Below are 24,818 nucleotides of genomic sequence, written 5' to 3' on the forward strand. Positions count from 1 at the left end.
AATGAGCTTAATCTTGCTCCGATTGGTGCACAAGTTGCGCCAGCTCTCAGCTACATGTGGAATTCAGTAGGCGGAAAGGTTAAAACTTACGTCAAACACGCGAGGAATAGGACGCCTCTACTACTTACAGCCTCAGCCAAACCGATTTGGATTGCGCACAATGTATGTTTGCGTCCGTTTGTTTCAAACAATTGTGGGCTTCTAGACGGAGGTAGGTACCTCTTCGTCTTGGCTTTCAACCGCGCCTTGAACAAGATCAAGTGCTGATCGGTACAAAAACGGCACGCGCCACATTTTGCCGAATTTTTCCAAGAAACCAGCTTCCTCAAGATCGGCAACTATCGTGGACGTCTCGGCCTCGCTGATATCCCACAACTCTGAAAGGCTTTGTAGGCTTTGTGTTGCCCTTTTCTCTCGTAGTTTTTCTACATAAGGCTTCAAACGAGCATACTCAGCATAGAACGTTTGTTCTAAACGAGTTTGAGAAACCATAGGAAGAGCGTCTTTGAATGAAGTCTGCTCAAAGAGTTGCTGTTCAGGAGGCACCTTGTCGCCCCTTTCAAGCTTCTTTATCTGCTCGTTTCGCAGTTCGTTTAGCATGTGGATCAATTCGCGAGGGGCGGCGGCCTTGGATGCGTCGCTCGTACGTGTAATGAGCCATTTTAACGTGTCCGGCTTATTTGGCCCGGAATCCACTTGTCGTGGCGACACTCGATAGAACAGATCGATTTGCTTATCAGCTCTCGCCAAAACCGCATCTTTGTCGACCTCATAGTATTGAACTATTGCTGAGTTGGACAGGAGCCGCTTAACGACAAGATTCAGTATATCCTCGCTCCGCCAGGTGATGGTTAGAGTGCGCTCCAAATGACTAGCTTCTCGAAATCCGTTCTTTACGATGTCTCGCCAAATATCAGTCCTTAGAAAAATTTTGGGCCTGATAGAGCTCAATTGTTTCGTGTCGAGATAATACTTAAAAAGTGCCCGTAGCGCACTTGCCTCCAGCTCTGGCATATTTGAGAATGCGACGTCGAGCCTATCCAGCAAAATCCATACAGTTAGATTCTGTTCTCGGAGAGCGCTATTTGCCGTTTGTAGTAGCTCGTCTATCGAGACAGCGCCCAGCTTTGCCGCCGCCGCCGAAGGCTCGCGTAGTGAAATCTTACCGGTTACGCCAGGTATCATCGTTGCTGGATCAACATTCAATCCACCTTCCACGGACTCAACTCTGCGCCCGAGATTCTTGACATAATCGAGGGCGTATTTAAGGGCCTTAGAAAGTGTAAACGACTTTGGAAGGAGGTCAGCTTGCTCTAATGCATCAACAACTTTCTGACAATTCTCGCTTCGAAGGTCGTAATCTTTGAAGGCCTTGCCGCAAAGTGTAAGGATATATACTTTCCAAAGGCTGATGAATTCGAACTCATCCCTCGGCGGATCGTCTCTGAGTGACTGGAATGCGACGGCTCCCTGAGGATTCTCACCGGGAATCGCAAGGATATTCCTGTCAAACAGGACGCTTTCGTTCTTCACTACTAAGCTATAGATCGCGCTTTTACCACTACCTTTGGGTCCATAGACTATATCCACGGCGCCATCAAAAACACGCCGCCAGTGTTCTGTTTCGACGAAGTACCGGGAGAGGTGCTCAAGCTCTTCTTCAGCTGTGCGCTGACCAAAAGTCGACTGCCGCAAAACTTCGATGGCTGTCAGCTGTGTGCTCATTTAGTCATACCTCTGGTAACACTAGTCCTTACACCTGCACGAACTCTACTCGATGTTGAGTTAATACTTCTCTGCCTCCAAATCTGTTTTCGCAAGATCGCCGGCATGCGGTACACTGGCCGCAAAGGTTTCAGCGGAGTATCAACGCATGATCCGGCTTGTCATCATTCTCGCACTGCTCATTCTCGTCCTGTTCCTGATCTACAGCATCGTCAACAGCATCCGCACCAAGCACATCGACTGGACCGGCATCGGCGTCACGCTCGCCTTGATCATGCTTGCCCTCTATCTGCGCGGCGTGACGGGTATCGGCGGCGTCGGTTTCTGAAAATCGGGTGTTTGTGGTCACCTTGACACATTGCAACCTCTCGTCCGGCGAATTAATATATCAGTCCACTCAGGAGACTTTTATGGACACGCTTACATCCCCACGCCATCTGCGCCTGCACACCTCCGACAATGTGGTGGTGGCGGTGGATGCCTTTCAGGCCGGCCAGCATGTGGAGGACGTGACTGTCAAAGACCGTGTGCCGCGCGGCCATAAACTTGCATCAAAGCCCATTGCGCTGGGGGAACCTGTGCGCAAATTCGGCCAGATCATCGGCTCGGCGTCGAAACCCATTGCCCCGGGCGAATGGGTGCACGAACACAATCTCGATTTCAGCAGCTTTGCCCGCCAGCCCGACAGCAGCCACGAAACCCATGCGGGCGGCATTCTGCCGATTGAGCAGCAGGCGACATTCCAGGGATTCCGCCGGGCCAATGGCCGCGCGGGCACCCGCAACTACATCGGCGTGCTGACCTCGGTCAATTGCTCGGCATCGGTCGCCCGCTTCATCGCCGAAGCGGTGCAACGCTCGGGGATACTCGATGAATACCCGACGATCGACGGCATCATTCCACTGGTGCATGGCGGCGGCTGCGCGCTCGACGTCAAGGGCGAAGGCTACGAGGTGCTCAAGCGCACCCAGTGGGGCTATGCCACCAACCCGAACATCGCCGCCGTGCTGATGGTCGGCCTTGGCTGCGAAGGGTTCCAGATCGGCCGCTGGAAGGAAGCCTACAACATCGTCGAAAGCGATACGTTCCGCAGCCTGACCATTCAGGAAGTGGGCGGCACGCGCAAGACCATGGAAGCGGGCATTGCCGCCGTGCGCGATATGCTGCCGACCGCGGCCAATGTGAAACGCGAGACCATCCCGGCATCGGAACTGATGCTTGCGCTGCAGTGCGGCGGGTCGGACGGCTATTCCGGCATCACCGCCAATCCGGCGCTGGGCGCGGCGGTCGATCTTCTCGTCAAGCAGGGCGGCACCGCCATCCTGTCGGAAACGCCGGAGATTTACGGGGCCGAGCATCTTTTGATCGAACGCGCCTCCAACCCGGAAGCGGTGACGCGGCTGCAATCCATCATTGCCTGGTGGGAGGATTACACCGCCCGCAACAGGATGGAGATGAACAACAATCCCTCCCCCGGCAACAAGGCGGGCGGACTGACCACCATCCTGGAAAAATCGCTGGGCGCGGTGGCGAAATCCGGCACCACGCCGCTGGAGGCGGTCTATGGCTATGCCGAACCGGTGACGGCGCGCGGCCTCGTGTTCATGGACACACCCGGCTACGATCCCGTCTCGGCCACGGGACAGGTGGCGGGCGGCGCCAATATCCTCTGCTTCACCACCGGGCGCGGTTCGGCCTATGGCTGCAAGCCGACGCCATCGATCAAGCTTGCCACCAACACCCCGATGTATACCCAGATGATCGAGGACATGGACATCAATTGCGGCGATGTGCTCGACGGCGTGTCGATCGAGGACAAGGGCCGCGAAATCTTCGAGCAGGTGCTGCGGGTGGCCTCGGGCGAGCGCAGCAAGTCCGAACTGCTTGGCTATGGCGATGCGGAATTCGTGCCGTGGCAGATCGGCGCGACCATGTAATCCGAAACGGGAGCCGATGGCTCCCGTTTTCATATTCAGACCATGATCAGGCCGCCGATTGCTGCTGCTTGGCCCGGGCGACGATCTGCGTCGGATTGACGAAGCGCAGCGCGATGAGCAGCCAGACCAGTGTCGTCACCATATAGACCACCGCCATGGCATCAATCGACTGCACGGCGCGCACGCCGGATGCGAAGACCGAATAGTACAGCGCAACCACCAGCGTCTGGCTTGTCGGACCTGCCGTAAGAAAGGTCAGCTCGAACATCGCCACCGTGCGCACGAGAACCAGCAGCAGCGCGGCGAGAATTCCCGGCAGCAGCATCGGCATGAGCACGTGCAGGAACAGACGGAACGTGCCGGCGCCGAAGACGCGTGCGGCCGCCTCCACCTTGGGATCGATCTGCTCGATGAACGGAATCATCACAAGGATCACAAAGGGAACCGTCGGCACCAGATTGGCGAGAACCACGCCCCAGAATGTTCCGCCGACCCCCGCCTGATAGAGAACCGTGGCCAGCGGAATGCCGAAGGTGATCGGCGGCACCAGCAGGGGCAGGAGGAACAGCAGCATGATGAGCTTCTTGCCCGGAAATTCGCGCCGCGCCAGCGCATAGGCCGCCGTGACCCCGAGCAGGCCGGAGAGGGCGACGACCGTGAAGACGATCTGGAACGTCACGATCAGGACGTCGCTGAGCTGGAATTCGGCCCAGGCGGTAAAATACCATTTCGTCGTCCAGCCGGCCGGCAGCCATGTGCCGAGCCAGCGGGTTCCGAAGGAGGAGATGATCACGGTTGCGATCATCGCCAAGAGGTTGACGATGAAGAAGCCGACCACCACCCAGACGGCGGTGATCCAAAGCTTGGCGCCAATGGTTGTATCGCGGATCATGGTCAGCCCTTTCCGCCGGCGGTCGAGCCGCGATAGAAGAGATTGCGAATGGCAAGGATCGCCACGACGATGGTGAGCTGTACGGTTGCCATGATCATGGCGATGGCCGAGGCCATGGAATAATCATACTGCTCGAAGGCCGCCTGATAGGCGGCGATGGAGATGACGCGGGTCGGTCCCGCCGGAGCACCGAGCAGAACCGCCGACGGGAACACGGCAAAGGCCTGCACAAAGGACAGGCAGAACGCGATGGCCAATCCCGGTATCAGCAGCGGCAGCAGGACAAAACGGAAGCGCTGCCAGCTCTTTGCGCCGTGCGTTGCGGCCGCCTGTTCCAGCGCCGGATCGATGCCGGTGACGTAGGACAGGGTCAGGAGAAACGTGAAGGGAAAGCCGGTGATGATCAGCGAGGAAAACACACCCCAGTAATTGTTGGTGAGCTTCAAGGGCCGGTCGATCATCCCCAGCAGCATCAGTGTCCGGCTGAACCAGCCCTGCGGTCCGAGATAGTTCAAAAGCCCTTCGGCAACGAGCACTGTGCCAAGCGTCACGGGAAGAACCAGAATGGTCGTCAGCAGCCGCTGGCGGGTCATCAGGCGCACGCGGAAGGCTATGGGCAGCGCCAGGGCGATGCTGATGACCGTCACGGGAACGGCGAGCCAGAGCGTGGTCAGGATGGTGTCATAAAGGAAGGGATCGGAGAAGAACTTCTGGTAGTTGGCAAACATCCCGCCTTCCTTCGGCGTGAAGGACAGGACCAGCCCGTAAATGAACGGATAGACGAATACGGCCAGCAGGAACAGCACGGCCGGGAGAACGAGGATCGTCACGCCGTCAATGCCGCGCAGGGCGAGGCGCTGGCGCAGCGACAACCGGTTATAGACGGGGGGAGCGGAGACAGCCATGCCGGGCCTCACGCGGCGAAGGCCAGCGCACGCGCCGGATCGATTGCGAGCCAGATGGAACTGCCGAGCGCTGCCGTCTGCGGCGCGTGGAACACCAGTTCCAGCCCTTCGGCGGTGCGGGCCGTGCCGACGAATTCGCGGCCGCGGTATTCGATGGTCTCGACCACGGCTTCCACCGTGTGTTCCGAGCGCTGGCCTGCTTCCACATCGTCGGCGCGGGCAGCGACGACAGCCGCGTCGCCGATTTTCAGACTGTCGCGCGCGGTGCCGCTGAGCTTGGCTTTGCCCACGGAAACGCTGACGCGCGCGCCGTCGACAGAAACAACCTTTCCGGTCAGCCGGTTGCGGTAGCCCATGAACTCGGCAACATCGAGATGATCCGGCCGCTCATAGAGATCGCTCGGCGCGCCCACCTGCCGGATTTCACCATCGCGCAGGACAACGATACGGTCGGCCAGCGACAGGGCCTCATCCTGATCGTGGGTGACATAGATCGTCGTTGCCCCAAGCTGGTTGTGGATGCGGCGGATTTCGGCGCGCATCTCCAGCCGCAGTTTGGCATCGAGATTGGACAGCGGCTCATCCATCAGCACCAACGGCGGCTCGATGACGATGGCGCGGGCGATGGCCACGCGCTGCTGCTGGCCGCCGGAAAGCTGGCCCGGCAGTTTATGTCCCTGACCCTGCAGGCGCACCAGATTGAGCGCTTCCTCTACCCGCTGGTCGGCTTCAGCCTTGGCGACATTGCGCATCTTCAGGCCGAAGCCGATGTTCTGGCGCACCGTCATGTGCGGAAACAGCGCATAGTTCTGGAACACCATGCCGAAACCGCGATCCTCGGGCTTCAGCGTGTCGATGCGCTTGTCATCGATGAATATGCCGCCGCCCGTCGTGGCAAGCAGACCGGCGATGCAATTGAGCGCGGTGGATTTGCCGCAGCCGGACGGGCCGAGCAAAGCGATGAATTCGCCCTTGCGGATGGAAAGCGACACGTCCTTCAACGCATTGTGCGAACCGAAGGCGCGGCTCATGCGGTCAAGACGGATTTCCTGGAATGGCGATGACGCCAGCAGCATTGGATACCTCATAATTGCGCGCCATCCGGGTTCCCCCGGATGGCGCTATTGTATGGATCGATCAGGACTTCTTGCCGGCGACATCTTCGTCCCAGCGGCGGAAGGCGACAACCATGGCGGCGGGATCGAGCGGAACCTCGATCGGGTTGTTGGCAATCCAGTCGGCATATTCCTTGCGGCCGAATTCGGCCAAGGCATCCTGGCTTTCCTTCGGCGCCATGGAAAGCGGCACATCCTTGACTGCGGGTCCCGGGTAGAAATAACCCTGATCGTAGGTATAGGCCTGCTGTTCCGGCGTGAGCAGGAAGCTCATGAGGTCGAGCAGCACGGCGAGCTTTTCCTCGGCAATGCCCTTCGGTACGCACATGTAGTGCGCATCGGCAACCCAATGGAAACCCTTCAGCGGTGCCACGGCAGCTTCCTTCGGCACCACGCCAAGCACGCGCGGATTGATATCCCAGCCGGTGGTGGAGACCGTCATGTCACGCGTGCCTTCGCCGAGCTCCTTCATCAGCGCGCCGGTGCCGGTCGGGTAATACTCGATATATTTGTGCAGCTCCTTCAGATAGGCCCAGGTCTTGTCCCAGCCCTTGACCGGGTCGTGCGGATTGCTGTCACCGAGCAGATAGGGCAGCCCCATCAGGAAAGTCCGTCCCGGACCGGAATTGGCCGGACGGGCATAGAGGAACTTGTTCGGATTTTCCTTGGCCCAGGCCAGAAGCTCCTCGACGGTCGTTGGGACCTTCTTCACCCGGTCCGGCATGTATTCAAGCAACGGTCCGGAGGGATAATAGGTTACGACAACGCCGTGATCCTTGCCCAGCGCCAGCATACGGTGCGCCGGCTCCTGGTAGATGGCCTTCAGATCGGGCAGCGATGCGGAATGATCCGGCAGCAGCTTGACCCACAGATCCTGCTCCAGTCCGGCGGACAGGGCGTCGGTTCCGGTCAGCACCAGATCGATATCGAGCCGGTTGGCCGCCTGCTGCGCCTTCAGCTTCCCCGGAAGTTCCGGCGCAGGCGCCTTGGTGAAGGTGATCTTGGAAACGAGGTTGGGCTTGGCAGCCGCATAGTTCTCGATGGCCTTCTGCGTCAGGGCGAGATTGCCCGCGACGTCGGCAACATTGAGCGTCACCGGGGATGTCGGCAATGCCAGTTTCCCCTGTGCAAAGAGACGTGTTGCCGGTAGCGTTGCCAGAACGGCCAAACCGCCAATGGCTTGCCTGCGCGTGATGCGGATCATTGTCTTCCTCCCAATTGTTCCCGGTTTAGCGATCGGTGGCCATCCTCCAGCCACTCATTTTGTTACTTGATATATTAATCTATCAGTTTCAGATAGCAAGCGCTTTCGCCCCGCCGCCAAACCCGGCCACCGTCCGGGCTGCGCCCTCATCCATCAATACCGTCAAAGCCTTGCCGACAGCTTGGCAAAACGCCGTGCTTTCGGGCAGATCGCTGCCGAAAATCTGCTCCATGCCGAGATAGGCCTGCAAAAGAGCCGGTGCCGATGTCTTGCCCGTGGTACGGGCCCTGAATTCACCGGCCAGCGGGTCGCGCACATCAATCGGATTGCCCCGTTCATCGGTTCCGGTCGCATAGCGCATCCAGCCGGCAACACCCAGCGCCAGCCGGTCAAAGGGGGCATTCTCCCGCAGCCGTACGCGAATGGTGTTGAGCAGCCGCTGCGGCAGCTTTTGCGACCCGTCCATGGCGATCTGCCATGTGCGGTGCCGCAGCGCCGGGTTACGGAAGCGCTGGCGCAGTTGCTTCTTGTAGGCGTCAAGATCGAAGCCAGGCAGCCCCGGCAGCGTCGGGGTGATCTCCTCATCCATCATTTGTTCGATCAGCGCGGCAAAACCTTCTCCCGCCATGGCATCGGATACGGTTTCATGGCCGGCGAGATAACCGAGATAGGCCAGCGTCGAATGGCTGCCATTGAGCAGGCGCAGTTTCATCAGTTCGAACGCGTCGACATCGGTAACGAAGGTAACACCCGCCTTTTCCCAGGCCGGGCGCCCGGATGGAAAATGATCCTCTACCACCCATTGGCTGAACGGTTCCGTCATGATCGGCCAGCGGTCGGCAAGCCCGGTATCCCGGGCGACAGTGTCGCGGTCCGCATCGGTCGTGGCGGGCACGATCCGGTCGACCATCGTCGAGGGAAAGGCCACGCTATCCCCAATGAAGGCGCCGAGCTCCGCGTCCCGCAATGCGGCGAAGCGTGTGACCACCCGCTTCAGCGTCTGCCCGTTGGCCGGAAGGTTGTCGCAGGACAGGAGCGTGAAAGGTGCGGTGCCGCTGGCGCGGCGCCGGGCCAGGGCCTCGACGATAAAGCCGATGGCCGAGCGCGGTCTCTCGGGATGGGCAAGGTCATGGACGATATCCGGATGATTTTCATCGAGCGAGGCGGAGGCGGGGGAATAGCAATAGCCCTTTTCCGTGATCGTCAGCGAGACGATCTGCACCGACGGACTGCTCATGGCGTCCAGCAGGGCCTGTGGATTTTCCGGCGCGACCAGCACATCCCCGATGCTGCCGATCACACGATAGCTGCTGCCGCCGCCATCGCGCACGGCCACCGTATAGAGCCCGCCCTGGGGCTGCAGTGCGTCGCGCGTATCGGCGCTGCGCAGCGATGCACCCAGAATGCCCCACCGGGTATCGCCCGATGCAAGCACACTGTCCGTATAGACGGCCTGATGGGCGCGGTGAAAGGCACCGATGCCCAGATGCACAATACCGGTTTCAACCGCGCTGCGATCATAGGCCGGAGTTGCAACACCGCCGGCAAGCTGCGGCAGGCTGGCGGGGGAAAGATAGGTCTGGTCGGCGTGAGCCATCGGGCGATCTCGTCTGTTCTGTTTCAAAGACGGTAGGCTTGTTTGGCCAACCGGCAGCTCAGGTCGTGGGCAATCGTGTGCGCCTCATCCTCGTCCAGCCGGTGATCGGCGACAAGCCGTGCGAGATAAGCGCAATCCACCCGGCGGGCCATGTCATGCCGGGCGGGAATGGAAAGGTAAGCCCGCGTGTCATCGTTGAACCCGACGGTGTTGTAGAACCCGGCCGTCTCGGTGGTCAGTTCGCGGAAGCGGCGCATGCCTTCGGGACTGTCATGGAACCACCATGCAGGTCCGAGCCGCAGAGCGGGATAGTGCCCGGCAAGCGGCGCCAGTTCGCGGCTGTAGCTGGTCTCATCCAGCGTGAAGAGAATGAGGGTCAATTGCGGATTGTTGCCGAACGCGTCGAGCAGTGGTTTCAGCTCTTCGACATATCCGGTGGAGCGCGGAATGTCCGCCCCCTTGTCAGGACCGAAACCGGCGAAAACCCTGGCATTGTGGTTGCGGAAGGAGCCCGGATGCAGCTGCATGACCAGCCCGTCATCAATACTCATGCGCGCCATTTCGGTCAGCATCTGCGCGCGGAACAGATCGGCATCCGCATTGGAAACATCGGGCCGCAGGACCCGCTCGAACAGCGCCGCGGCGTCAGCGACGGGCAGATCGGCGGTGCGCGCGCTGGGATGGCCGTGATCGCTTGAGGTGGCGCCCCGCGCCTTGAAATAGGCACGCCGGTTGCGGTGCGCTTCGAGATACCCCTTGTAGTTCAGCGACGTGCCGGCAAGAGCGATGAGCCTTTCCACATTCGTGCGGAAATCTGGGCGCGCCGCATCGATCACCGCATCGGGCCGGTAGGCGGGAATGACACGCCCGTCCCAGCCCGACTTTCGGATGATGTCGTGGGCCGCGAGGTCATCCGTCGCCGCATCGGTTGTCGAAATCACCTCGATGCCGAACTGCTTGTAGAGTGCGCGCGGGCGCATCGTCGGATCGCCGAGCTTGTCGGCAATACGGTCATAGAGCAGGTCGGCATTGCTTTCGTTCAATCGCTCCGTGATGCCGAAAACCGTTTCCATGGCATGTTCAAACCACAGGCGCGACGGCGTGCCGCGAAACAGGTACCAGTGTTTGGCAAACAGGCGCCAGATCGTGCGGCCGTCGGTTTCGACAGGCCCGCCATCGTGACGCGGCACGCCCAGATCCTCAAGCTTGACGCCTTGAGAATACAGCATGCGGAAAATATAATGGTCGGGCTTGACGAAGAGACTCGCCGGATCGGGAAAGGCCTCGTCATGGGCGTACCACAGCGGGTCCGTGTGGCCATGCGGCGAGATGATGGGCAGGCGCTCGACGTCCGAAAAAAGCCGCCGCGCGATGGAACGGGCATCGGCTTCGATGGGGAAAAGTCGATCTGGGTGGAGAGGCATCGTCGATCCTTGCTGTCATCTTCCACGCCGGCCGATACACCATACGCTGCGTGTACCGGAGCCGAGCCGTGAAATTGCCCCTGTTGAGGCGCTTTTCGCACCGCGCGAGCCGCCTTGGGTGTCTTGTGAACATTCGGCTTTTGCGATCTTGGCGAAGAGTAAATAATAATATATTAGTATGTCAACTGGATCGATGTGCCCTGAAATCGTTTCATTCGCGGCTTTGGCACTATGATTTCGCGCGGAATTCTACCATTCATGACGGTGGATTCATCCGCGACACAGGAAATGGAGCGCTGGAATGGCAGCACAGAACCGGGGAGAAAAAAGTTTGGCCGTGGCGACACCGGCTGAACCCATCGCCTCAGCACGAGACAATGCGGCGCGTTTCGCCAAATCCGGCACACGCGGCGCCCCAGCCGGACGCATGACGACAGCCACGGCGATCTACCGCGAACTGCATGCTGCCATCGTTTCCATGCAGATGACCCCCGGCACCGCCCTCAACGAAAAAGTTTTGACGGAACGCTTTGGCGTCAGCCGCACCCCGGTTCGCGAAGCGCTGATCCGGCTGGTGGAAGACGGGCTGGTCGATGTCTTTCCGCAGTCGGGCACCTTTGTTGCCCGCATCCCGGTTGCGCTGATCCCGGAGGCCGTGGTCATCCGGCAGGCGCTGGAAGGCGCGACCGTCGAGCGCGCTGCGGCGGTTGCCACCGCCAAGGATGTGGAATGGCTGGACGAGATTCTGGCGCGCCAGCAGTTTTTTGCTGACCGGCAGAACATGAGTGCCTTCCACGAAGCCGACGAGGCCTTTCACGAGGCGATTGCCGGCATCGCCGGCCATCCCGGCATCTGGCACTATCTGAAGCCGGTGAAAGTGCAGATCGACCGTGCCCGCCGCATGACGCTGCCAGCCCTCGGCCGCATGGAGCACGTGCTTGCCGAGCACAGGATCATCCGCAATGCCATCGAAATTCATGACGTACCGGCCGCCTGCGCGGCAATGAAGCAGCATTTGAATGCCGTCATTCCCGATATTGATGAACTGAGAAAAAGCCACCCGGGCTCATTCGTCTGAACCCGGCGATTACACGAAATGACGGAGGACTGAATGCGTCAGGCATGGAGATGGTTTGGGCCAAAAGCCGGTGTTACGCTGGACAATGTGCGCCAGGCCGGGGCGACCGATATCGTATCGGCGCTGCACGAGGTACCGATCGGTCAGACCTGGACCGAAAAACAGGTACATGAACGCAAGTCGCTCATCGAAACCACCCCCGCCGGGCGTATTCCCCTGACCTGGTCGGTGGTCGAGAGCATTCCGATCCCCGATGCGGTTAAACGCCTCGGCGGTGCGGCGAAGCACGAAATCGCCGCCTGGATTGCCAGCATGGAAGCGCTCGCAGCCAATGACATCCGTGTCATCTGTTACAATTTCATGCCCGTTGTCGACTGGTGCCGCACCGACCTCGATTATGTCACGCCGACCGGTTCGACCGCGATGCGCTTCGACCACAACACCTTTGCGGTGTTCGACCTGCACATCCTGCAGCGCACGAATGCGGAAGCGGCCTATTCGCAGGAGGACCGCGCTATCGCGGCGGCGCTCTACGCCGGGATGAGCGGACAGGAAATCGCCGACCTCACCCGCAATATCGCCAGCGCGCTGCCCGGCTCGACAACCGAGCCGCTGACCATCCCCGCCTTCCGCGACAAGCTCGAAGCCTATTCCGGCATCGACGCCGGCAGACTGCGCCAGCATCTGATCGAATTCCTCGAAGCCGTCACGCCCGTGGCTGACGATCTCGGCGTCAAGCTGACACTGCATCCGGATGATCCGCCCCGTCCGCTTTTCGGCCTGCCGCGCATTGCCTCGACGGAGGCCGATTATGCCGCCCTGTTCGACGCCGTTCCATCCCCAGCCAACGGCATGTGCTTCTGCACGGGAAGCCTTGGCGTTCGGGCCGACAATGATCTGCCTGCAATCGCCCGCCGCTTTGCCTCGCGCATCCACTTCTCCCACCTGCGCGCCACCACCCGGGAAGGCGACGGCCGCAGCTTCCATGAGGCAGCGCATCTGGAAGGCGATGTGAACATGGTCGCCGTGCTGAAGGAATTGCTGGCCGAAGACCGCAAACGCGACCGGTCCGGCAGCATCATCTTCCGCTCCGATCACGGTCACCGCATGCTGGACGACCTGACGAAAGAGGTCACGCCGGGTTATCCCGCCATCGGCCGCCTGCGCGGCCTGGCCGAACTGCGCGGTATCATCCACGCGCTGGATGCCGGGGCCCTCGCCTGAATTCCAATCAAGCGCCAATATCGAGGCAAACCCCGGCATGCATGTGCCGGGGTTTTTCATTTTCAATCGTTAATTCCGCTTAACACATTTGGCCCGAAACTGGGGATTTCAGAGTCTTCGTTTAGGCTTTCGTTCAGTATTGATCACATTACCGCCATATTTCAAAGGGAACGGCGGCAATAGTTCCACGGATGCAAGCATCCTTGATCACGTTTTGAGTCATAATAAGACAAATTTTTTGAATGACTTGGCTGATCTTGCGGGATTTGCTCACCGATATTTCCCTTTCGGGCCACCTCGAGGACACATTTACCCAAAATAGAATGGATCACTCACTCACGTGATGATCTACTTGCCCATGATCATTCTTATGCGTGCGTCTTCAGTCTGGCAGTACCTGCCGCGGGCCGTTTTAAAGTGCGAATTTCAATATGGTCTCCATTGCAAGTATCCGTAAGGTACTTACTGCAACCATGCTTCTTCTGATGTTTGGTATCGTTTCGGCGAACGCCGGTTCTGCCTGTGGCGGTGCCTCCTGGTACGCGCTTCATTCCAAGACGGCTTCCGGCGAGCGCATGAACCCCTCCGCTCTTACCGCCGCGCACCGCACCCTGCCTTTCGGTTCCAAGGTGAAGGTTACCAACCAGCGCAACGGCAAGTCGATCGTCGTGCGCATCAACGACCGCGGCCCGTTCATCAAGGGCCGTGTGCTCGATCTTTCCAAGGGCGCTGCAAACCGTCTGGGTTTCGTTGGCGCGGGCCATACCAATATCTGCATGGCCAAGCTCTGATAGACCTTCCCGCATCCCCGCCGGAAGGCAGGGATGCGGCCTCTTCGCGCTATCCTGCCCTCTACAATATCTTGATCGCGGTGCAGGATTGACCTTGACCATTGAACGTGACATCGCCATGTCAGCACTCCTAATCCTGTCGGGGGACGTTCCATGGCATTGAAAGTCGCGGTCCAGATGGACCATATCAATTCGATCCGCATTGCAGGCGATACGAGCTTTGCCCTGTGCCTCGAGGCGCAAGCCCGCGGCCACGCGCTCTATCACTACACGCCGGACCGGCTCAGCATGCGCGACGGCATCGTTCGCGCGCGGGTGGAAGACCTGCAGGTCCGCGATGTGGAAGGCGACCACTTCACCCTGGGTGAACCGGTTTCCCGCGACCTGTCCGAGATGGATGTGGTGCTGCTCCGGCAGGACCCGCCCTTTGACATGAACTACATCACGACGACGCATCTGCTCGAGCGCATCCATCCGAAAACGCTTGTCGTCAACGATCCGGCCTGGGTGCGCAACAGCCCGGAAAAAATCTTCGTCACCGAATTCCCCGACCTCATGCCCGATACGCTGATCACCAAGGATCCGCAGGAGATCGTGGCCTTCCGCAAGGAGTTCGGCGACATCATCCTCAAGCCACTCTACGGCAATGGCGGCGCCGGCGTGTTCCATCTTGCCGATGGCGACCGCAACCTGACCTCGCTGCTGGAAATGTTCGGCCAGATGTTCCGCGAGCCGATCATTGCACAGCGCTATCTCAAGGATGTGCGGGCCGGTGACAAGCGCATCATCCTGATCGACGGCGAGCCGGTCGGTGCGATCAACCGTGTGCCATCGGAAAGCGATGCACGCTCCAACATGCATGTGGGCGGGCGGGCCGAGAAGACCGAACTGACGGAACGCGAGCGCGAGATCTGCGCGCGCATCGGCCCTTCCCTGCGGGAGCGCGGCTTCATTCTCGTCGGCATCGATGTCATCGGCGACTACATGACCGAAATCAATGTGACCTCACCGACGGGCATACGCGAAGTCAAACGCTTCGGCGGCGCCGATATCGCCGCGCTGTTCTGGGACGCTGTCGAGGCCAAGCGGCGCTAACTCCTCCGTTCCCGCTCCATCGCCTCAAGGATATCGACAAAGGCGCGCACGCGCGCCGGCCTGTATTTGGCCGGCGGATAGACCGCGTGAATGCCGCCCGCCGGCAATGACCAGCCGGGCAGCAGGCGCACGAGCCGGCCGGCCGCAATATCCTGCACCACCTGGTAGTCCGGCATGACGGCGAGCCCGATACCGGCGAGGACGCAGACATAGCTTGCCTCGGTGCCATTGGCGCTGACAACGGACCTGCCCGTCACAACCACCTTTTCATCGCCTTTTGCAAACAGCCAGCGCAACGGTTCCTTCAGCGCCCCGTTGGCGATCCATTTCGCCGCTTCGAGCGCGCCGGGATGCGCAACGCGACCGATCTGTCCGGCATAGGCGGGCGAACAGACGAGATGCTGCTCGAACGTGCCGATCCGCCGGGCCTGCGCGCTGGAATCCTCCAGCCAGCCGACACGGATGGAGAGATCAAGCTCATTGTCGACCAGATCGAATTTGACATCGGTGAAGGTGAGATCGGCCTGCATCTGCGGATGGCGCTGAAGATAAAGCGCCAGTGCCGGCGCTACGACTTTTGCGCCATAATCCAGCGGCGCTGTCAGCATCAGGGTCCCGACAGGTGTTCCGGTCTCGGACGACACCTCCTCGATCGCGTTTTCAGCCTCGCGCAGGACGACGATGCAACGTTCGTAGAAGCGCCGCCCCGCCTCCGTCGTCCGCAGCCGCCGTGTCGTGCGGATCAGGAGCGCCGTGCCAAGTTCCTCCTCCAGCTTCGACACCTGATGGCTGACGACGGCCTTGGCGACACCCAGCCGGTCGGCGGCGGCGGTGAACGATCCCATATCCACCACGGTGACGAAATAGATGAACCTGTTGAAACTGACCGCGGGCATGACACGCCTTATTATACGAAATAATCATACAGTCTGTCATTTTGATCGGGATTTTTCAAGAAACTCGTCCATGTCACTATACGCCCCACAGTGAGAAACCGAGCGAGGACCGAGACGTGCGAACCCTTCTGACACGACGCGATACGATGAAATCCCTCCTGGCAGCCGGTGCCGTGGCGGCCCTGCAGCCGCTGGGCGCCATTGCGGCCAGGGCCGCTTCCACGCTGGCATGGACCTATTTCCAGGCGGATGAGAACGGTTTCCGCCGCACCCCGGTGCTCCTGACCGGCGAGAAGGAAGCGATCCTGCTCGATGGCGGGTTCACACTCTCCGATGGACACATGGTTGCCGATGCGATCAAGGCGACCGGCAAGACCCTGACAACGATTTACATCAGTTGCAGCGACCCCGATTACTATTTTGGCCTGCGTCCCATCGTCGATGCCTTCCCCAAGGCAAAAGTCCTTGCGGCGCACGCCACCGTGGACGCCATCAAGGGCAACGTGCAGGGCAAGCTCGACGTCTGGGGGCCGCAGCTCAAGGACAATGGACCGAAGGTGCTGGCGGATGTCGTCATTCCGGAAGCCTCAGACCTGTCCTCGCTCGACCTGGAGGGAAACAGGATCGAGATCGTCACCATCAAGGATATGAAGGATCGCCGCTATCTCTGGGTGCCCGGGCTTGAAGCGGTTTTCGGCGGTGTGCTGGTTTCCTCAGGCGTCCATGTCTGGGTTGCGGACGAGCCGGCCGTGGAAGACCGGAAGAAGTGGATTGCCGTGCTTGATGAAATGGCGGCGCGCAATCCCCGGATCGTCGTGCCGTCGCATCAGGTTGCCGGTGCCCCGCAGGGACTTCAGGCGGTAAAATTCACCCGGAACTATCTCGAGACGTTCAACACGGAAGCCGGGAAAGCCAAGACCAGCGGCGAACTGATCTCCGCCATGAAGGCGCATTACCCCGACCTGCTCGATGTCTCATCGCTTGAGCTGGGCGCCAAGGTCGCCAAGGGCGAGATGAAATGGGGCTGATGGTCCCCGGCTGAACCGCATCGCGCCGAATTCCATCCCCGGTGCGGGCCGGTTGTTCTCCTAACGTTCTTGTCATGCCACGCAAATTGTGATGAGGTGCCGTTATTGGCATTGTTCATTTTCTGACGTGATATTTTCAAGGAACGATTGATGGTCACCCGCGTGCGTACCGTCGCATTTCAGGGCATTGAGGCCCAACCTGTCGATGTGCAGGTGATGATCGCCCCCGGCAAGATGGGAATCCATATTGTGGGCCTGCCCGACAAGGCCGTGGCTGAAAGCCGCGAACGCGTGCAGGCGGCGCTGCATGCCTCCGGCCTGTCCCTGCCGCCCAAGAAGGTCACCGTCAACCTCGCGCCGGCGGACCTGCCCAAGGAAGGCAGCCATTACGACCTGCCGATCGCCATGGGCCTGATGGCGGGGCTCGGCGCCATTCCCGCCGATGTGCTGGACGCCTATGTCGTTCTCGGCGAACTATCGCTCGATGGCACGATCACCCATGTGGCCGGGGTTCTTCCTGCCGCGATCTCCGCCAACCGGCAGGAGCGCGGCCTGATCTGCCCCGCCCCCTGCGGACCCGAGGCTGCCTGGGCGGGCGCGCAGATCGATATTCTGGCGCCGCGCAGCCTGATCAGTCTCGCCAATCATTTTCGCGGCCATCAGGTGCTGTCGCGCCCTGAACCGTGCCTGCAGACCAATGCAGCCGATCTGCCCGATCTGAGCGATATCAGAGGACAGGAAGGCGCCCGGCGCGCGCTGGAGATTGCCGCTGCCGGCGGCCATAACCTCCTCATGATCGGACCGCCCGGCGCGGGAAAGTCCATGCTCGCGCAGCGGCTTCCGTCCATCCTGCCGCCGCTGCTGCCGCACGAATTGCTCGAGGTGTCGATGATTGCTTCGGTCGCTGGCGAATTGCCGGGCGGCAGGCTCACCGACCGGCGGCCGTTCCGGGCACCGCACCATTCCGCCTCCATGGCGGCGATGGTCGGCGGCGGCATACGTGCCCGCCCCGGTGAAGTCTCCCTCGCCCATCGCGGCGTGCTGTTTCTGGATGAATTTCCCGAATTCGCGCCCCAGGTGCTCGATTCCCTGCGCCAGCCGCTGGAAAGCGGAGAATGCATGATCGCCCGCGCCAATCACCGTATTTCCTATCCGGCGCAAATCCAGCTCGTGGCCGCCATGAACCCCTGCCGCTGCGGCATGGCCGGAGAACCGGGACACCGCTGCGCCCGGGGGCCACGCTGCCGCCAGGATTACCAGGCCCGCATTTCGGGTCCGCTGCTTGACCGCATCGACCTTCGCATCGACGTTCCCGCCGTCAGTGCCGCGGATCTCATCCGCCGCCCCATTGCCGAAAGCAGCGCATCGGTCGCACTGCGCGTTGCCCGCGCCCGGGACCTGCAAAGACGCCGCTACGAACAAATGGGATCGCCCGCCGTGACAGTGAACGCCCATTGCCCCGCGGCGTTGATCGAGGAGGTTTCCCGGCCAGACAAGCCCGGCCAGGCACTCCTGCAGCAGGCTGCCGAACAGATGCGCTTTTCCGCACGCGGCTATCACCGGATTCTCAAGGTGGCGCGGACATTGGCCGACCTTGACGGGGCCGAAGCCGTCGGGCGCATTCACGTGGCTGAGGCTATTTCCTACCGGATGGCACAGGACGCAGCCAACGAGGCGGCGTGAAATGTACAAAAGCAAATGCCGGACCTTGACGGTCCGGCATATCTTGATTGCCTTTTGGTGGTGGTTTAGTGAACCGAACCGACCAGAATATTGCTTGGGGCTTCGATGCTGACCCAGCGGCCGGTATTGTTGGTGGCCTGGCGCTTCAGGTAGGTATATTCGGTTTCCGACCAGTTCTTGACGCTGTCGGCAAGGTTGTCGAGGATGAAATCGCCGGTGTCGGTGCGCACCGTCAGAACCGCATGGCCTTCGCCATCGGGCTTGCGCACAACGGTGATCAGCAGATCAGCCGGGGAAACGCCTGCCTGCATCAGTTCACGGCGCTTTTCCAGGACATAGTCTTCGCAATCGCCGACATTGCCGACCTTGTCGGGATAGCCCCAATATTCCTCGACGCCGTAAATTTCCATGTCCGTCAATGGCTTGACCGTCTGGTTCACGTGGCTGTTGACGTTGACGATCAGCTCCCAGAAATCACGCGTCATCTTGGCCGGCGCAACATTGCGGCTGCGGATCGAGCACTCATCCGGCAGGCGCTTGCAGAATTCGTAATGGCCGATCGGCTGGGATGTCAGACCGCCGGTCTGCATGAAAGCTTCGGCTGCGGAGGCGGAATTTGCGATGAGTGCGCCAGCGAAAAGTGCCGCCGCGACCCCCATCGACCTCAAAATCTTTACCGCTCCGAACATGCTTTACTCCGAACCCAACCAGCCTTCGTTAACAAAACGTTAATGGCCGGGAGGGATATGAGTCAATCACAATGGCGCCACGATCCCGCCATTGTTAATATATGGTTAAAATTTGAACTTCCTCGATTTTGACGAAAATTTGAAGGTTGTACGCGGCGGCAGCTCACAACCGCAGGACGATAAAGCCCTTGCTGACCGCCTGCGGAAGGAACACGGCTATGTCAGTAACGATCTGAATTCATTGTGTTTTATTGAAGCGCGAAAGAAAACTGCCGGAAGATTCAGTCTTCCGGCATGGCGGTCCGATAATCGGACGGCGTGTTCAGCTGCGTGCGCGTTTACCGATCGGGGTGACATTGCTCTTGCGGTTGGCCTGCGCATGGTCGTTAACGAATTGGACGATACGTGGTGCAATTTCAGCACGGAAACGCGATCCGTTGAACACGCCGTAATGGCCGACCTTGGCCTGCAGATGATGCATGCGCATGGCGTCAGGGATGTTCACACACAGCGTTTGGGCGGCCTTGGTCTGCCCGACACCAGAGATGTCATCGTTCTCGCCCTCGACCGTCAGCAGCGCAACGGTGCGGATCGAGGCGGGATCGACCAGCTTGCCCCGGTGGGTCATCTCACCCTTGGGCAGGGCGTGGCGGACAAAAACCGTATCGACCGTCTGCAGGTAGAATTCCGCAGTCAGATCCATCACCGCCAGATACTCGTCGTAGAACTCGCGGTGCTTGTCGGCGGAATCGCCATCTTCCTTGACCAGATGCATGAAGAATTCCTTGTGCGCCGTGATGTGGCGATCAAGATTCATGCTCATGAAGCCGGAAAGCTGCAGGAAGCCCGGATAGACGTCGCGCATGAAGCCGGCATGCGGCCATGGCACCGACATGATGACATTGTCGCGGAACCAGTCGATGCCCTTCTCCTCGGCCAGGATATTGACCGCGGTCGGGTTCTTGCGTGTATCGATCGGTCCGCCCATCAGCGTCATGCTGGACGGCGCAAACCGGTCGCCATTGGCTTCCATGACCGACACGGCGGCAAGAACCGGAACCGATGGCTGGCAGACCGCCACCACATGGGTGTCTTCGCCCAGCGCGTGGAACATGTCGATGACATAATCGATGTAATCATCCAGATCGAAACGGCCGGCGGTCAGCGGCACGGTGCGTGCGTCGACCCAGTCGGTGATGTAGACGTCCGCATGGGGCAGCAAGGCTTCAACGGTGCCGCGCAGCAGCGTGGCATAGTGGCCGGACATGGGCGCAACCACCAGAATCTTCGGGTCCGCAGCACGCTTTGACGACAGCGCGCGCTTGAAGTGGATCACGTTGCAGAACGGCTTTGACCAGACGATCTTTTCGCGGATTTCCACTTCCTCGCCGTCCACGACGGTCGTTGGAAGATTGAAAACCGGCTTGCCGTAGGTGCGCGTGGTTCGTTCGAACAGCTCGCAGCCCGCCGTAATGGACCGGCCGATGATCGTCTGCGAAAAGGGATTGAGCGGATTGTCGTAGAACAGCTTGGTTGCATCCGCCAGGGCCCGGTAGGGCTGGAGAGCGGCATGATTGAGTTCATAAAGCTGGTAAAACATTCCACTGTCCGATCATATCAACACAACGGCGATCTCACAAACATGATCATCAAAGATGAAAATGTTCTTGATGGGAGAATGACCCTAGCCGGTTTGATCGATATTGCAATGCAACAAACGGATTAGTGAAAAGAAAGATGTTCACAATTTCCTGTGCAGGCGCAACATGAATTGCGCACTGCACAGGTAAAGATCAAGCGCCTTCGACAATGACCATTTCGCCGTCGGCATATTGCTGCCGGATGAGCTTGGCCGCCTGGTATTCCGCAGAGTTGTAGCAATCGAGGGCATGCTGCACCGATGGAAACTCGATCACCACATTGCGGCCGCGCGCCGTGCCTTCCAGTTCATGAAACGTGCCGCCCCGCGCCAGGAAATGTGCGCCGAACCGTTCGAAGGCCGGCTTTGCCGTCGTTATGTAACCCTTGTAGCCCTCCGCATCGCGAACATCGATGCGCGCTATCCAATATCCCTTGGCCATAGATCCTCCACATCACGCATTGTCCGGTGACTCACCCGGACCGCAGCGGATTTGATCAGACGCCCGCCATTTCGGCAAGGATCGCTTCTGCCGCAGCCCTAGGATCGCCGGCGGCAACGATCGGCCGGGCAACCACGAGATGGCTCGCGCCGGCGCGCAGCGCATCGGCAGGCGTCATCACCCGCTTCTGGTCACCCACGTCGGCCCCCTTCGGTCGGATACCCGGCGTGACGACAGCAAGATCCGGCCCGACAATCTTGCGCACGGCGGAGGCTTCGGCTGCCGAGCAGACGATGCCGCCCATTCCCGCATGCAGCGCCTGTTCGGCACGGATCAGCACCAGCGTGTGTGGATCGTGCTCATAACCGGCATCGATCATGTCCTGCTGGTCCATGGAGGTGAGGACCGTGACGCCGAGCAGGCACAGGTCCGAACCGCGCGCAGCCGCCACGGCCGCCTGCATGGCCTTGGGGTAGGCATGCAGCGTCAGCATGGAAACGCCCATCTTGACGATATTCTCGACGCCCTTGGCAACGGTATTGTCGATATCGAGGAGCTTCATGTCCAGAAAGACTTTTTTGCCGGATTGGACAAGTTCCGAGGCAAATCCAAGGCCGCCGGCAAAGGCCAGCTGATAGCCGATTTTGTAGAAGGATACCGTATCCCCGAGCGTACCGACGATATCGCCCGCCGCCTTCAGGTCAGGCACATCGAGGCCTACGATGAGGCGATCGCGCAAAGCCGCTTCCATCATGACAAACCACCTTTTCCGTTGATCGCCATCCCATGGCATACCAGCGCCCGATAGGAAAGATCACAACGGCAAAAGGACGGGTAAAAACCGCCTGTCAGCGCGATTTTGCCAGCCGTGCATGGTCGATCAGCGATTGGCAGACCCGTTCCATGGACCGTGCGGTCCGTTCATCGTGAAACGAGCCATCGCTGGCGAAGGCCTCATGGGCATGGGCCACAGAACATTGTTCGCTGATGATCAGCGTTCCAACATTCATCAGCACGGAGCGCAGGTGGTAGAGCCCGCGGACACCGGCAAAATTGCCGTCGGAGGATGAACAAAGCGCAACGATCTTGCCGGCATAGGGCCGCAAAGGCTTTTCGCCATCACGCGAAATCCGGCTGACCCAGTCGATGGTGTTCTTCAAGAGCGGCGGGATCGACGAATTGTATTCGGGCGACGCAATGAGAATGCCGTCATGGGCGGCAAACAGCCGCCCAAGCTTCATGGCATTCTCCGGTATGCCTTTTTCCTCCTCCAGATCCTGATCCATGATCGGCAGCGGGTAGTCGATGAGGGCTATGCGTGTCACGTCGGCGCCCAGCGCTGCCAATGTCCGGGTGGCGACATCGGCGACCTGGCCGCTGAAAGCACCGGTACGGTTCGAACCTGCGAAAACGAGGATCTTCGGCAGCATGGGGTTCCTTCTGTGGGTCAGGCAATGAAAGGCAAATCAGGCGCGGCGGTAAATCCACAGGCGGGCGGGCGGGACATTGCGGATGATGAAATCGAGGTGTTCGATCTTGTAATTGCCGCGGCCGGCGGGAACCGGCGACATCGGACCATAGGTGATCTGGACGATCGGGCGGCCATGCGGCACGCGGCGCAGCAGGTCCTCGATGATCTTCACCCGGTCGCCGACCGGAAAATTCAGCAGCGGCACCGCCGAAACGACCGAATCAAACATCTGGTCCTTGTGACCGCCGAGCGTCTTGTCGAGGTTGAACGCGTCGCCCTCGATAATGTTCACGCCGGGGAAATCCGCGCGCAGATGCGCGGCGAAATCCGAAGAATATTCGACGCAGAACAGATTGTCAGGCGTAACGCCGCGATTGAGAATCGCCCGCGTGATCACGCCGGTGCCGGGTCCAAGTTCGAGTACCGGCAATCCGGAATGCGGATTGACGACGCTGGCCATCCGGCGCGCGGTGATGGAGCTGGTTGGCAGAATCGAGCCCACGGCCTTCGGTCCATGCATCCAGCCTTTAAAAAACCGGATCTCCTCGCCGAATTTTTCAGCGAGTTTTTTTCCCAGTGGTCGTGTCATTCCCATCCTCCCGTCGCAGGTAGACAAATTTATGACGCAACTCGTGGCGGAAGCAAGGCCAGTTGTCTTAAATCCGTAACAAATTTACTCGCTGAGTCCCTCGAAGAATTCCTTCATGCGGGCAAAAAAGCCTGACGATTGCGGGCTGTTGTCCTGGGACGACACGCGCTCGAACTCTTCCAGCAACTCGCGCTGGCGCTTGTTGAGATTCTGCGGCGTCTCGATGGCAATCTGGATATAGAGATCGCCCATGGCGGGCTGTCGCAAAACCGGCATGCCCTTGCCCTTGAGGCGGAATTGCTTGGCGTTCTGCGTGCCTTCGGGGATCTTGACCCGTGTCTGCGTGCCGTCAAGCGTGGCCACCTCGAACTGGCCGCCCAGTGCCGCTGTGGTCATGGAAATCGGCACCTTGCAGTAAAGGTCCGATCCGTCGCGCTGGAAGAATTCATGTGGTTTCAGCGACAGGAAAATATAGAGATCGCCGGATGGCCCGCCGCGCACGCCCGCTTCGCCTTCCCCGGTCAGCCGGATGCGGGTGCCGTCTTCGATACCAGCGGGAATGTTGACCGAGAGGGAACGCTCCTCGGTGATTCGGCCCTGGCCGGAGCACTTCGTGCAGGGATCCTTGATGGTCTGGCCGCGGCCATGGCACGTCGGGCAGGTCCGCTCGATGGAAAAGAACCCCTGCGCCGCCCGGACACGGCCGGAACCGCCGCAGGTGTTGCAGGTGACGGGGGATGTGCCTGGCTTGGCGCCGCTGCCGGAACATTCATCGCAGGTGATGGATGTCGGCACGCGAATCTGCGCCGTCTTGCCCGCATAGGCCTCTTCCAGCGTGATTTCCATGTTGTAGCGAAGATCGGCACCGCGCTCGCGTCCGCCGGAGCGGCGCTGGCGCCCGCCACCCATCATCTCGCCAAAAATATCCTCGAAAATATCGGCAAAGCCACCGGCGCCGCCAAAACCGCCACCGCCTCCGCCCATGCCGCCATTTTCAAACGCCGCGTGACCGAACCGGTCATAGGCCGCGCGCTTGTTGGGGTCTTTCAAGGTTTCATAGGCTTCGCCGATTTCCTTGAATTTGTGCTCGGCGTTCTCATCGCCCGGATTCTTGTCGGGGTGATATTGCATCGCCAATTTACGGAAAGCGCTTTTCAGCTCTTTCTCATCAGCGCCTCTCGCTACGCCGAGGGTTTCGTAATAGTCAGCCTTCATCCAAACACTCGTTCCATGAAATCAGAGAGCCTCACGCAGAGGCTCGTTTTAGACCGGTATTTAGGTGTTCAGCGCCCCGAATGCCATAGTCTACTTGGATTGATTCGTTCCACTTGGCGCATATTTGCGCATTATTGCGTTTGTGTGGCAATCCTTCCACGGTTTTATACACCTGTGAA

The 24,818-nt window shown here is 59.9% G+C and carries 23 protein-coding genes; 8 read left to right on the forward strand and 15 right to left on the reverse strand.

The window, feature by feature from the left end; translation table 11 throughout:
* Positions 1–201 precede the first annotated feature (201 nt).
* A complete protein-coding gene (locus ACIQWS_RS12920; protein WP_403179605.1) occupies positions 202–1,725 on the reverse strand; it encodes a P-loop ATPase, Sll1717 family in 1,524 nt (507 codons plus the stop codon).
* Positions 1,726–1,873: 148 nt separating this feature from the next.
* Between ACIQWS_RS12920 and ACIQWS_RS12925 the strand changes: the two genes are divergently transcribed.
* Both ACIQWS_RS12925 and ACIQWS_RS12930 read left to right on the forward strand, forming a co-directional pair.
* The gene (locus ACIQWS_RS12925; protein WP_288191847.1) at positions 1,874–2,053 is read left to right on the forward strand and encodes a hypothetical protein; all 180 of its coding nucleotides are present in this window, start codon (positions 1,874–1,876) and stop codon (positions 2,051–2,053) included.
* Positions 2,054–2,135: 82 nt separating this feature from the next.
* Positions 2,136–3,662 (forward strand): altronate dehydratase family protein, encoded by a 1,527-nt coding sequence (locus ACIQWS_RS12930; RefSeq protein WP_346307869.1) that lies wholly within the window; start codon positions 2,136–2,138, stop codon positions 3,660–3,662.
* A gap of 46 nt (positions 3,663–3,708) precedes the next feature.
* On the opposite strand, the gene ACIQWS_RS12935 is transcribed toward ACIQWS_RS12930, so the two are convergent.
* The 6 genes from ACIQWS_RS12935 to uxaC form a co-directional block, all read right to left on the reverse strand.
* Entirely contained in the window at positions 3,709–4,554 is an 846-nt protein-coding gene (locus tag ACIQWS_RS12935) for an ABC transporter permease (RefSeq protein WP_223614012.1), read from the reverse strand.
* A 2-nt stretch (positions 4,555–4,556) separates the two neighbouring features.
* Entirely contained in the window at positions 4,557–5,459 is a 903-nt protein-coding gene (locus ACIQWS_RS12940; protein ID WP_403179612.1) for an ABC transporter permease, read from the reverse strand.
* An 8-nt stretch (positions 5,460–5,467) separates the two neighbouring features.
* Positions 5,468–6,535 carry an ABC transporter ATP-binding protein gene (locus tag ACIQWS_RS12945; RefSeq protein WP_403179615.1) on the reverse strand — a complete coding sequence of 356 codons (1,068 nt, stop codon included), beginning with the start codon at positions 6,533–6,535 and terminating at the stop codon, positions 5,468–5,470.
* 61 nt (positions 6,536–6,596) lie between these two features.
* Positions 6,597–7,775, reverse strand: coding sequence for an ABC transporter substrate-binding protein (locus tag ACIQWS_RS12950; RefSeq protein WP_403180980.1), 1,179 nt, complete (start codon positions 7,773–7,775; stop codon positions 6,597–6,599).
* Between the two features lie 91 nt (positions 7,776–7,866).
* Complete coding sequence (locus ACIQWS_RS12955) at positions 7,867–9,375, reverse strand: mannitol dehydrogenase family protein (RefSeq protein ID WP_403179618.1); 1,509 nt, start codon at positions 9,373–9,375, stop codon at positions 7,867–7,869.
* 23 nt (positions 9,376–9,398) lie between these two features.
* The gene (uxaC, locus tag ACIQWS_RS12960; protein WP_403179623.1) at positions 9,399–10,799 is read right to left on the reverse strand and encodes a glucuronate isomerase; all 1,401 of its coding nucleotides are present in this window, start codon (positions 10,797–10,799) and stop codon (positions 9,399–9,401) included.
* Between the two features lie 301 nt (positions 10,800–11,100).
* On the opposite strand from uxaC, the gene ACIQWS_RS12965 reads away from it, so the two are divergent.
* The 4 genes from ACIQWS_RS12965 (at position 11,101) to gshB (ending at position 14,987) form a co-directional block, all read left to right on the forward strand.
* A complete protein-coding gene (locus ACIQWS_RS12965) occupies positions 11,101–11,877 on the forward strand; it encodes a GntR family transcriptional regulator (RefSeq protein ID WP_403179627.1) in 777 nt (258 codons plus the stop codon).
* 33 nt (positions 11,878–11,910) lie between these two features.
* Positions 11,911–13,101 (forward strand): mannonate dehydratase, encoded by a 1,191-nt coding sequence (gene uxuA, locus ACIQWS_RS12970; RefSeq protein ID WP_403179630.1) that lies wholly within the window; start codon positions 11,911–11,913, stop codon positions 13,099–13,101.
* Positions 13,102–13,574: 473 nt separating this feature from the next.
* Positions 13,575–13,892 carry a septal ring lytic transglycosylase RlpA family protein gene (locus tag ACIQWS_RS12975; RefSeq protein ID WP_199537995.1) on the forward strand — a complete coding sequence of 106 codons (318 nt, stop codon included), beginning with the start codon at positions 13,575–13,577 and terminating at the stop codon, positions 13,890–13,892.
* Between the two features lie 153 nt (positions 13,893–14,045).
* Positions 14,046–14,987 (forward strand): glutathione synthase, encoded by a 942-nt coding sequence (gshB, locus tag ACIQWS_RS12980; RefSeq protein WP_403179635.1) that lies wholly within the window; start codon positions 14,046–14,048, stop codon positions 14,985–14,987.
* On the opposite strand, the gene ACIQWS_RS12985 is transcribed toward gshB, so the two are convergent.
* Positions 14,984–15,883 carry a LysR family transcriptional regulator gene (locus tag ACIQWS_RS12985; RefSeq protein WP_403179639.1) on the reverse strand — a complete coding sequence of 300 codons (900 nt, stop codon included), beginning with the start codon at positions 15,881–15,883 and terminating at the stop codon, positions 14,984–14,986. The two genes, gshB and ACIQWS_RS12985, sit on opposite strands and share 4 nt — an antisense overlap.
* A gap of 146 nt (positions 15,884–16,029) precedes the next feature.
* Here ACIQWS_RS12985 and ACIQWS_RS12990 point away from each other — a divergent pair, with 146 nt between their 5' ends.
* The gene (locus ACIQWS_RS12990) at positions 16,030–16,911 is read left to right on the forward strand and encodes an MBL fold metallo-hydrolase (RefSeq protein ID WP_403180984.1); all 882 of its coding nucleotides are present in this window, start codon (positions 16,030–16,032) and stop codon (positions 16,909–16,911) included.
* Positions 16,912–17,061: 150 nt separating this feature from the next.
* Positions 17,062–18,594, forward strand: a complete 1,533-nt coding sequence (locus tag ACIQWS_RS12995; protein ID WP_403179641.1) for a YifB family Mg chelatase-like AAA ATPase — start codon at positions 17,062–17,064, stop codon at positions 18,592–18,594.
* Positions 18,595–18,659: 65 nt separating this feature from the next.
* Here ACIQWS_RS12995 and ACIQWS_RS13000 read toward each other — a convergent pair whose 3' ends face one another.
* The 7 genes from ACIQWS_RS13000 to dnaJ all read right to left on the reverse strand — a co-directional run bounded on the left by ACIQWS_RS13000 (position 18,660) and on the right by dnaJ (position 24,639).
* A complete protein-coding gene (locus tag ACIQWS_RS13000; RefSeq protein ID WP_346307878.1) occupies positions 18,660–19,283 on the reverse strand; it encodes a transglutaminase-like cysteine peptidase in 624 nt (207 codons plus the stop codon).
* A gap of 322 nt (positions 19,284–19,605) precedes the next feature.
* Positions 19,606–20,883, reverse strand: a complete 1,278-nt coding sequence (locus ACIQWS_RS13005; RefSeq protein WP_346307879.1) for a polyhydroxyalkanoate depolymerase — start codon at positions 20,881–20,883, stop codon at positions 19,606–19,608.
* Between the two features lie 193 nt (positions 20,884–21,076).
* Positions 21,077–21,364 (reverse strand): DUF1330 domain-containing protein, encoded by a 288-nt coding sequence (locus ACIQWS_RS13010; RefSeq protein ID WP_223614001.1) that lies wholly within the window; start codon positions 21,362–21,364, stop codon positions 21,077–21,079.
* A gap of 55 nt (positions 21,365–21,419) precedes the next feature.
* The gene (gene pyrF, locus ACIQWS_RS13015; protein ID WP_403180988.1) at positions 21,420–22,115 is read right to left on the reverse strand and encodes an orotidine-5'-phosphate decarboxylase; all 696 of its coding nucleotides are present in this window, start codon (positions 22,113–22,115) and stop codon (positions 21,420–21,422) included.
* A 97-nt stretch (positions 22,116–22,212) separates the two neighbouring features.
* Positions 22,213–22,794 carry an NADPH-dependent FMN reductase gene (locus ACIQWS_RS13020; RefSeq protein ID WP_403179646.1) on the reverse strand — a complete coding sequence of 194 codons (582 nt, stop codon included), beginning with the start codon at positions 22,792–22,794 and terminating at the stop codon, positions 22,213–22,215.
* A 36-nt stretch (positions 22,795–22,830) separates the two neighbouring features.
* Positions 22,831–23,424: a phospholipid N-methyltransferase PmtA gene (pmtA, locus tag ACIQWS_RS13025; protein ID WP_288191858.1), complete on the reverse strand. Its 594-nt coding sequence runs from the start codon at positions 23,422–23,424 to the stop codon at positions 22,831–22,833.
* A gap of 84 nt (positions 23,425–23,508) precedes the next feature.
* Positions 23,509–24,639, reverse strand: a complete 1,131-nt coding sequence (gene dnaJ, locus ACIQWS_RS13030) for a molecular chaperone DnaJ (RefSeq protein ID WP_223613999.1) — start codon at positions 24,637–24,639, stop codon at positions 23,509–23,511.
* Between the last annotated feature and the right edge of the window lie 179 nt (positions 24,640–24,818).

The organism is Phyllobacterium sp. NPDC097923 (assembly GCF_044760925.1).
GTDB lineage: Bacteria > Pseudomonadota > Alphaproteobacteria > Rhizobiales > Rhizobiaceae > Phyllobacterium > Phyllobacterium calauticae.

Coding starts and splice junctions, on each gene's coding strand:
- ACIQWS_RS12920 (WP_403179605.1), bottom strand. CDS start 1,725: ATGAGCACACAGCTGACAGCCATCGAAGTTTTGCGGCAGTCGACTTTT.
- ACIQWS_RS12925 (WP_288191847.1), top strand. CDS start 1,874: ATGATCCGGCTTGTCATCATTCTCGCACTGCTCATTCTCGTCCTGTTC.
- ACIQWS_RS12930 (WP_346307869.1), top strand. CDS start 2,136: ATGGACACGCTTACATCCCCACGCCATCTGCGCCTGCACACCTCCGAC.
- ACIQWS_RS12935 (WP_223614012.1), bottom strand. CDS start 4,554: ATGATCCGCGATACAACCATTGGCGCCAAGCTTTGGATCACCGCCGTC.
- ACIQWS_RS12940 (WP_403179612.1), bottom strand. CDS start 5,459: ATGGCTGTCTCCGCTCCCCCCGTCTATAACCGGTTGTCGCTGCGCCAG.
- ACIQWS_RS12945 (WP_403179615.1), bottom strand. CDS start 6,535: ATGCTGCTGGCGTCATCGCCATTCCAGGAAATCCGTCTTGACCGCATG.
- ACIQWS_RS12955 (WP_403179618.1), bottom strand. CDS start 9,375: ATGGCTCACGCCGACCAGACCTATCTTTCCCCCGCCAGCCTGCCGCAG.
- uxaC (WP_403179623.1), bottom strand. CDS start 10,799: ATGCCTCTCCACCCAGATCGACTTTTCCCCATCGAAGCCGATGCCCGT.
- ACIQWS_RS12965 (WP_403179627.1), top strand. CDS start 11,101: ATGGCAGCACAGAACCGGGGAGAAAAAAGTTTGGCCGTGGCGACACCG.
- uxuA (WP_403179630.1), top strand. CDS start 11,911: ATGCGTCAGGCATGGAGATGGTTTGGGCCAAAAGCCGGTGTTACGCTG.
- ACIQWS_RS12975 (WP_199537995.1), top strand. CDS start 13,575: ATGCTTCTTCTGATGTTTGGTATCGTTTCGGCGAACGCCGGTTCTGCC.
- gshB (WP_403179635.1), top strand. CDS start 14,046: ATGGCATTGAAAGTCGCGGTCCAGATGGACCATATCAATTCGATCCGC.
- ACIQWS_RS12985 (WP_403179639.1), bottom strand. CDS start 15,883: ATGCCCGCGGTCAGTTTCAACAGGTTCATCTATTTCGTCACCGTGGTG.
- ACIQWS_RS12990 (WP_403180984.1), top strand. CDS start 16,030: ATGAAATCCCTCCTGGCAGCCGGTGCCGTGGCGGCCCTGCAGCCGCTG.
- ACIQWS_RS12995 (WP_403179641.1), top strand. CDS start 17,062: ATGGTCACCCGCGTGCGTACCGTCGCATTTCAGGGCATTGAGGCCCAA.
- ACIQWS_RS13000 (WP_346307878.1), bottom strand. CDS start 19,283: ATGTTCGGAGCGGTAAAGATTTTGAGGTCGATGGGGGTCGCGGCGGCA.
- ACIQWS_RS13005 (WP_346307879.1), bottom strand. CDS start 20,883: ATGTTTTACCAGCTTTATGAACTCAATCATGCCGCTCTCCAGCCCTAC.
- ACIQWS_RS13010 (WP_223614001.1), bottom strand. CDS start 21,364: ATGGCCAAGGGATATTGGATAGCGCGCATCGATGTTCGCGATGCGGAG.
- pyrF (WP_403180988.1), bottom strand. CDS start 22,115: ATGGAAGCGGCTTTGCGCGATCGCCTCATCGTAGGCCTCGATGTGCCT.
- ACIQWS_RS13020 (WP_403179646.1), bottom strand. CDS start 22,794: ATGCTGCCGAAGATCCTCGTTTTCGCAGGTTCGAACCGTACCGGTGCT.
- pmtA (WP_288191858.1), bottom strand. CDS start 23,424: ATGACACGACCACTGGGAAAAAAACTCGCTGAAAAATTCGGCGAGGAG.
- dnaJ (WP_223613999.1), bottom strand. CDS start 24,639: ATGAAGGCTGACTATTACGAAACCCTCGGCGTAGCGAGAGGCGCTGAT.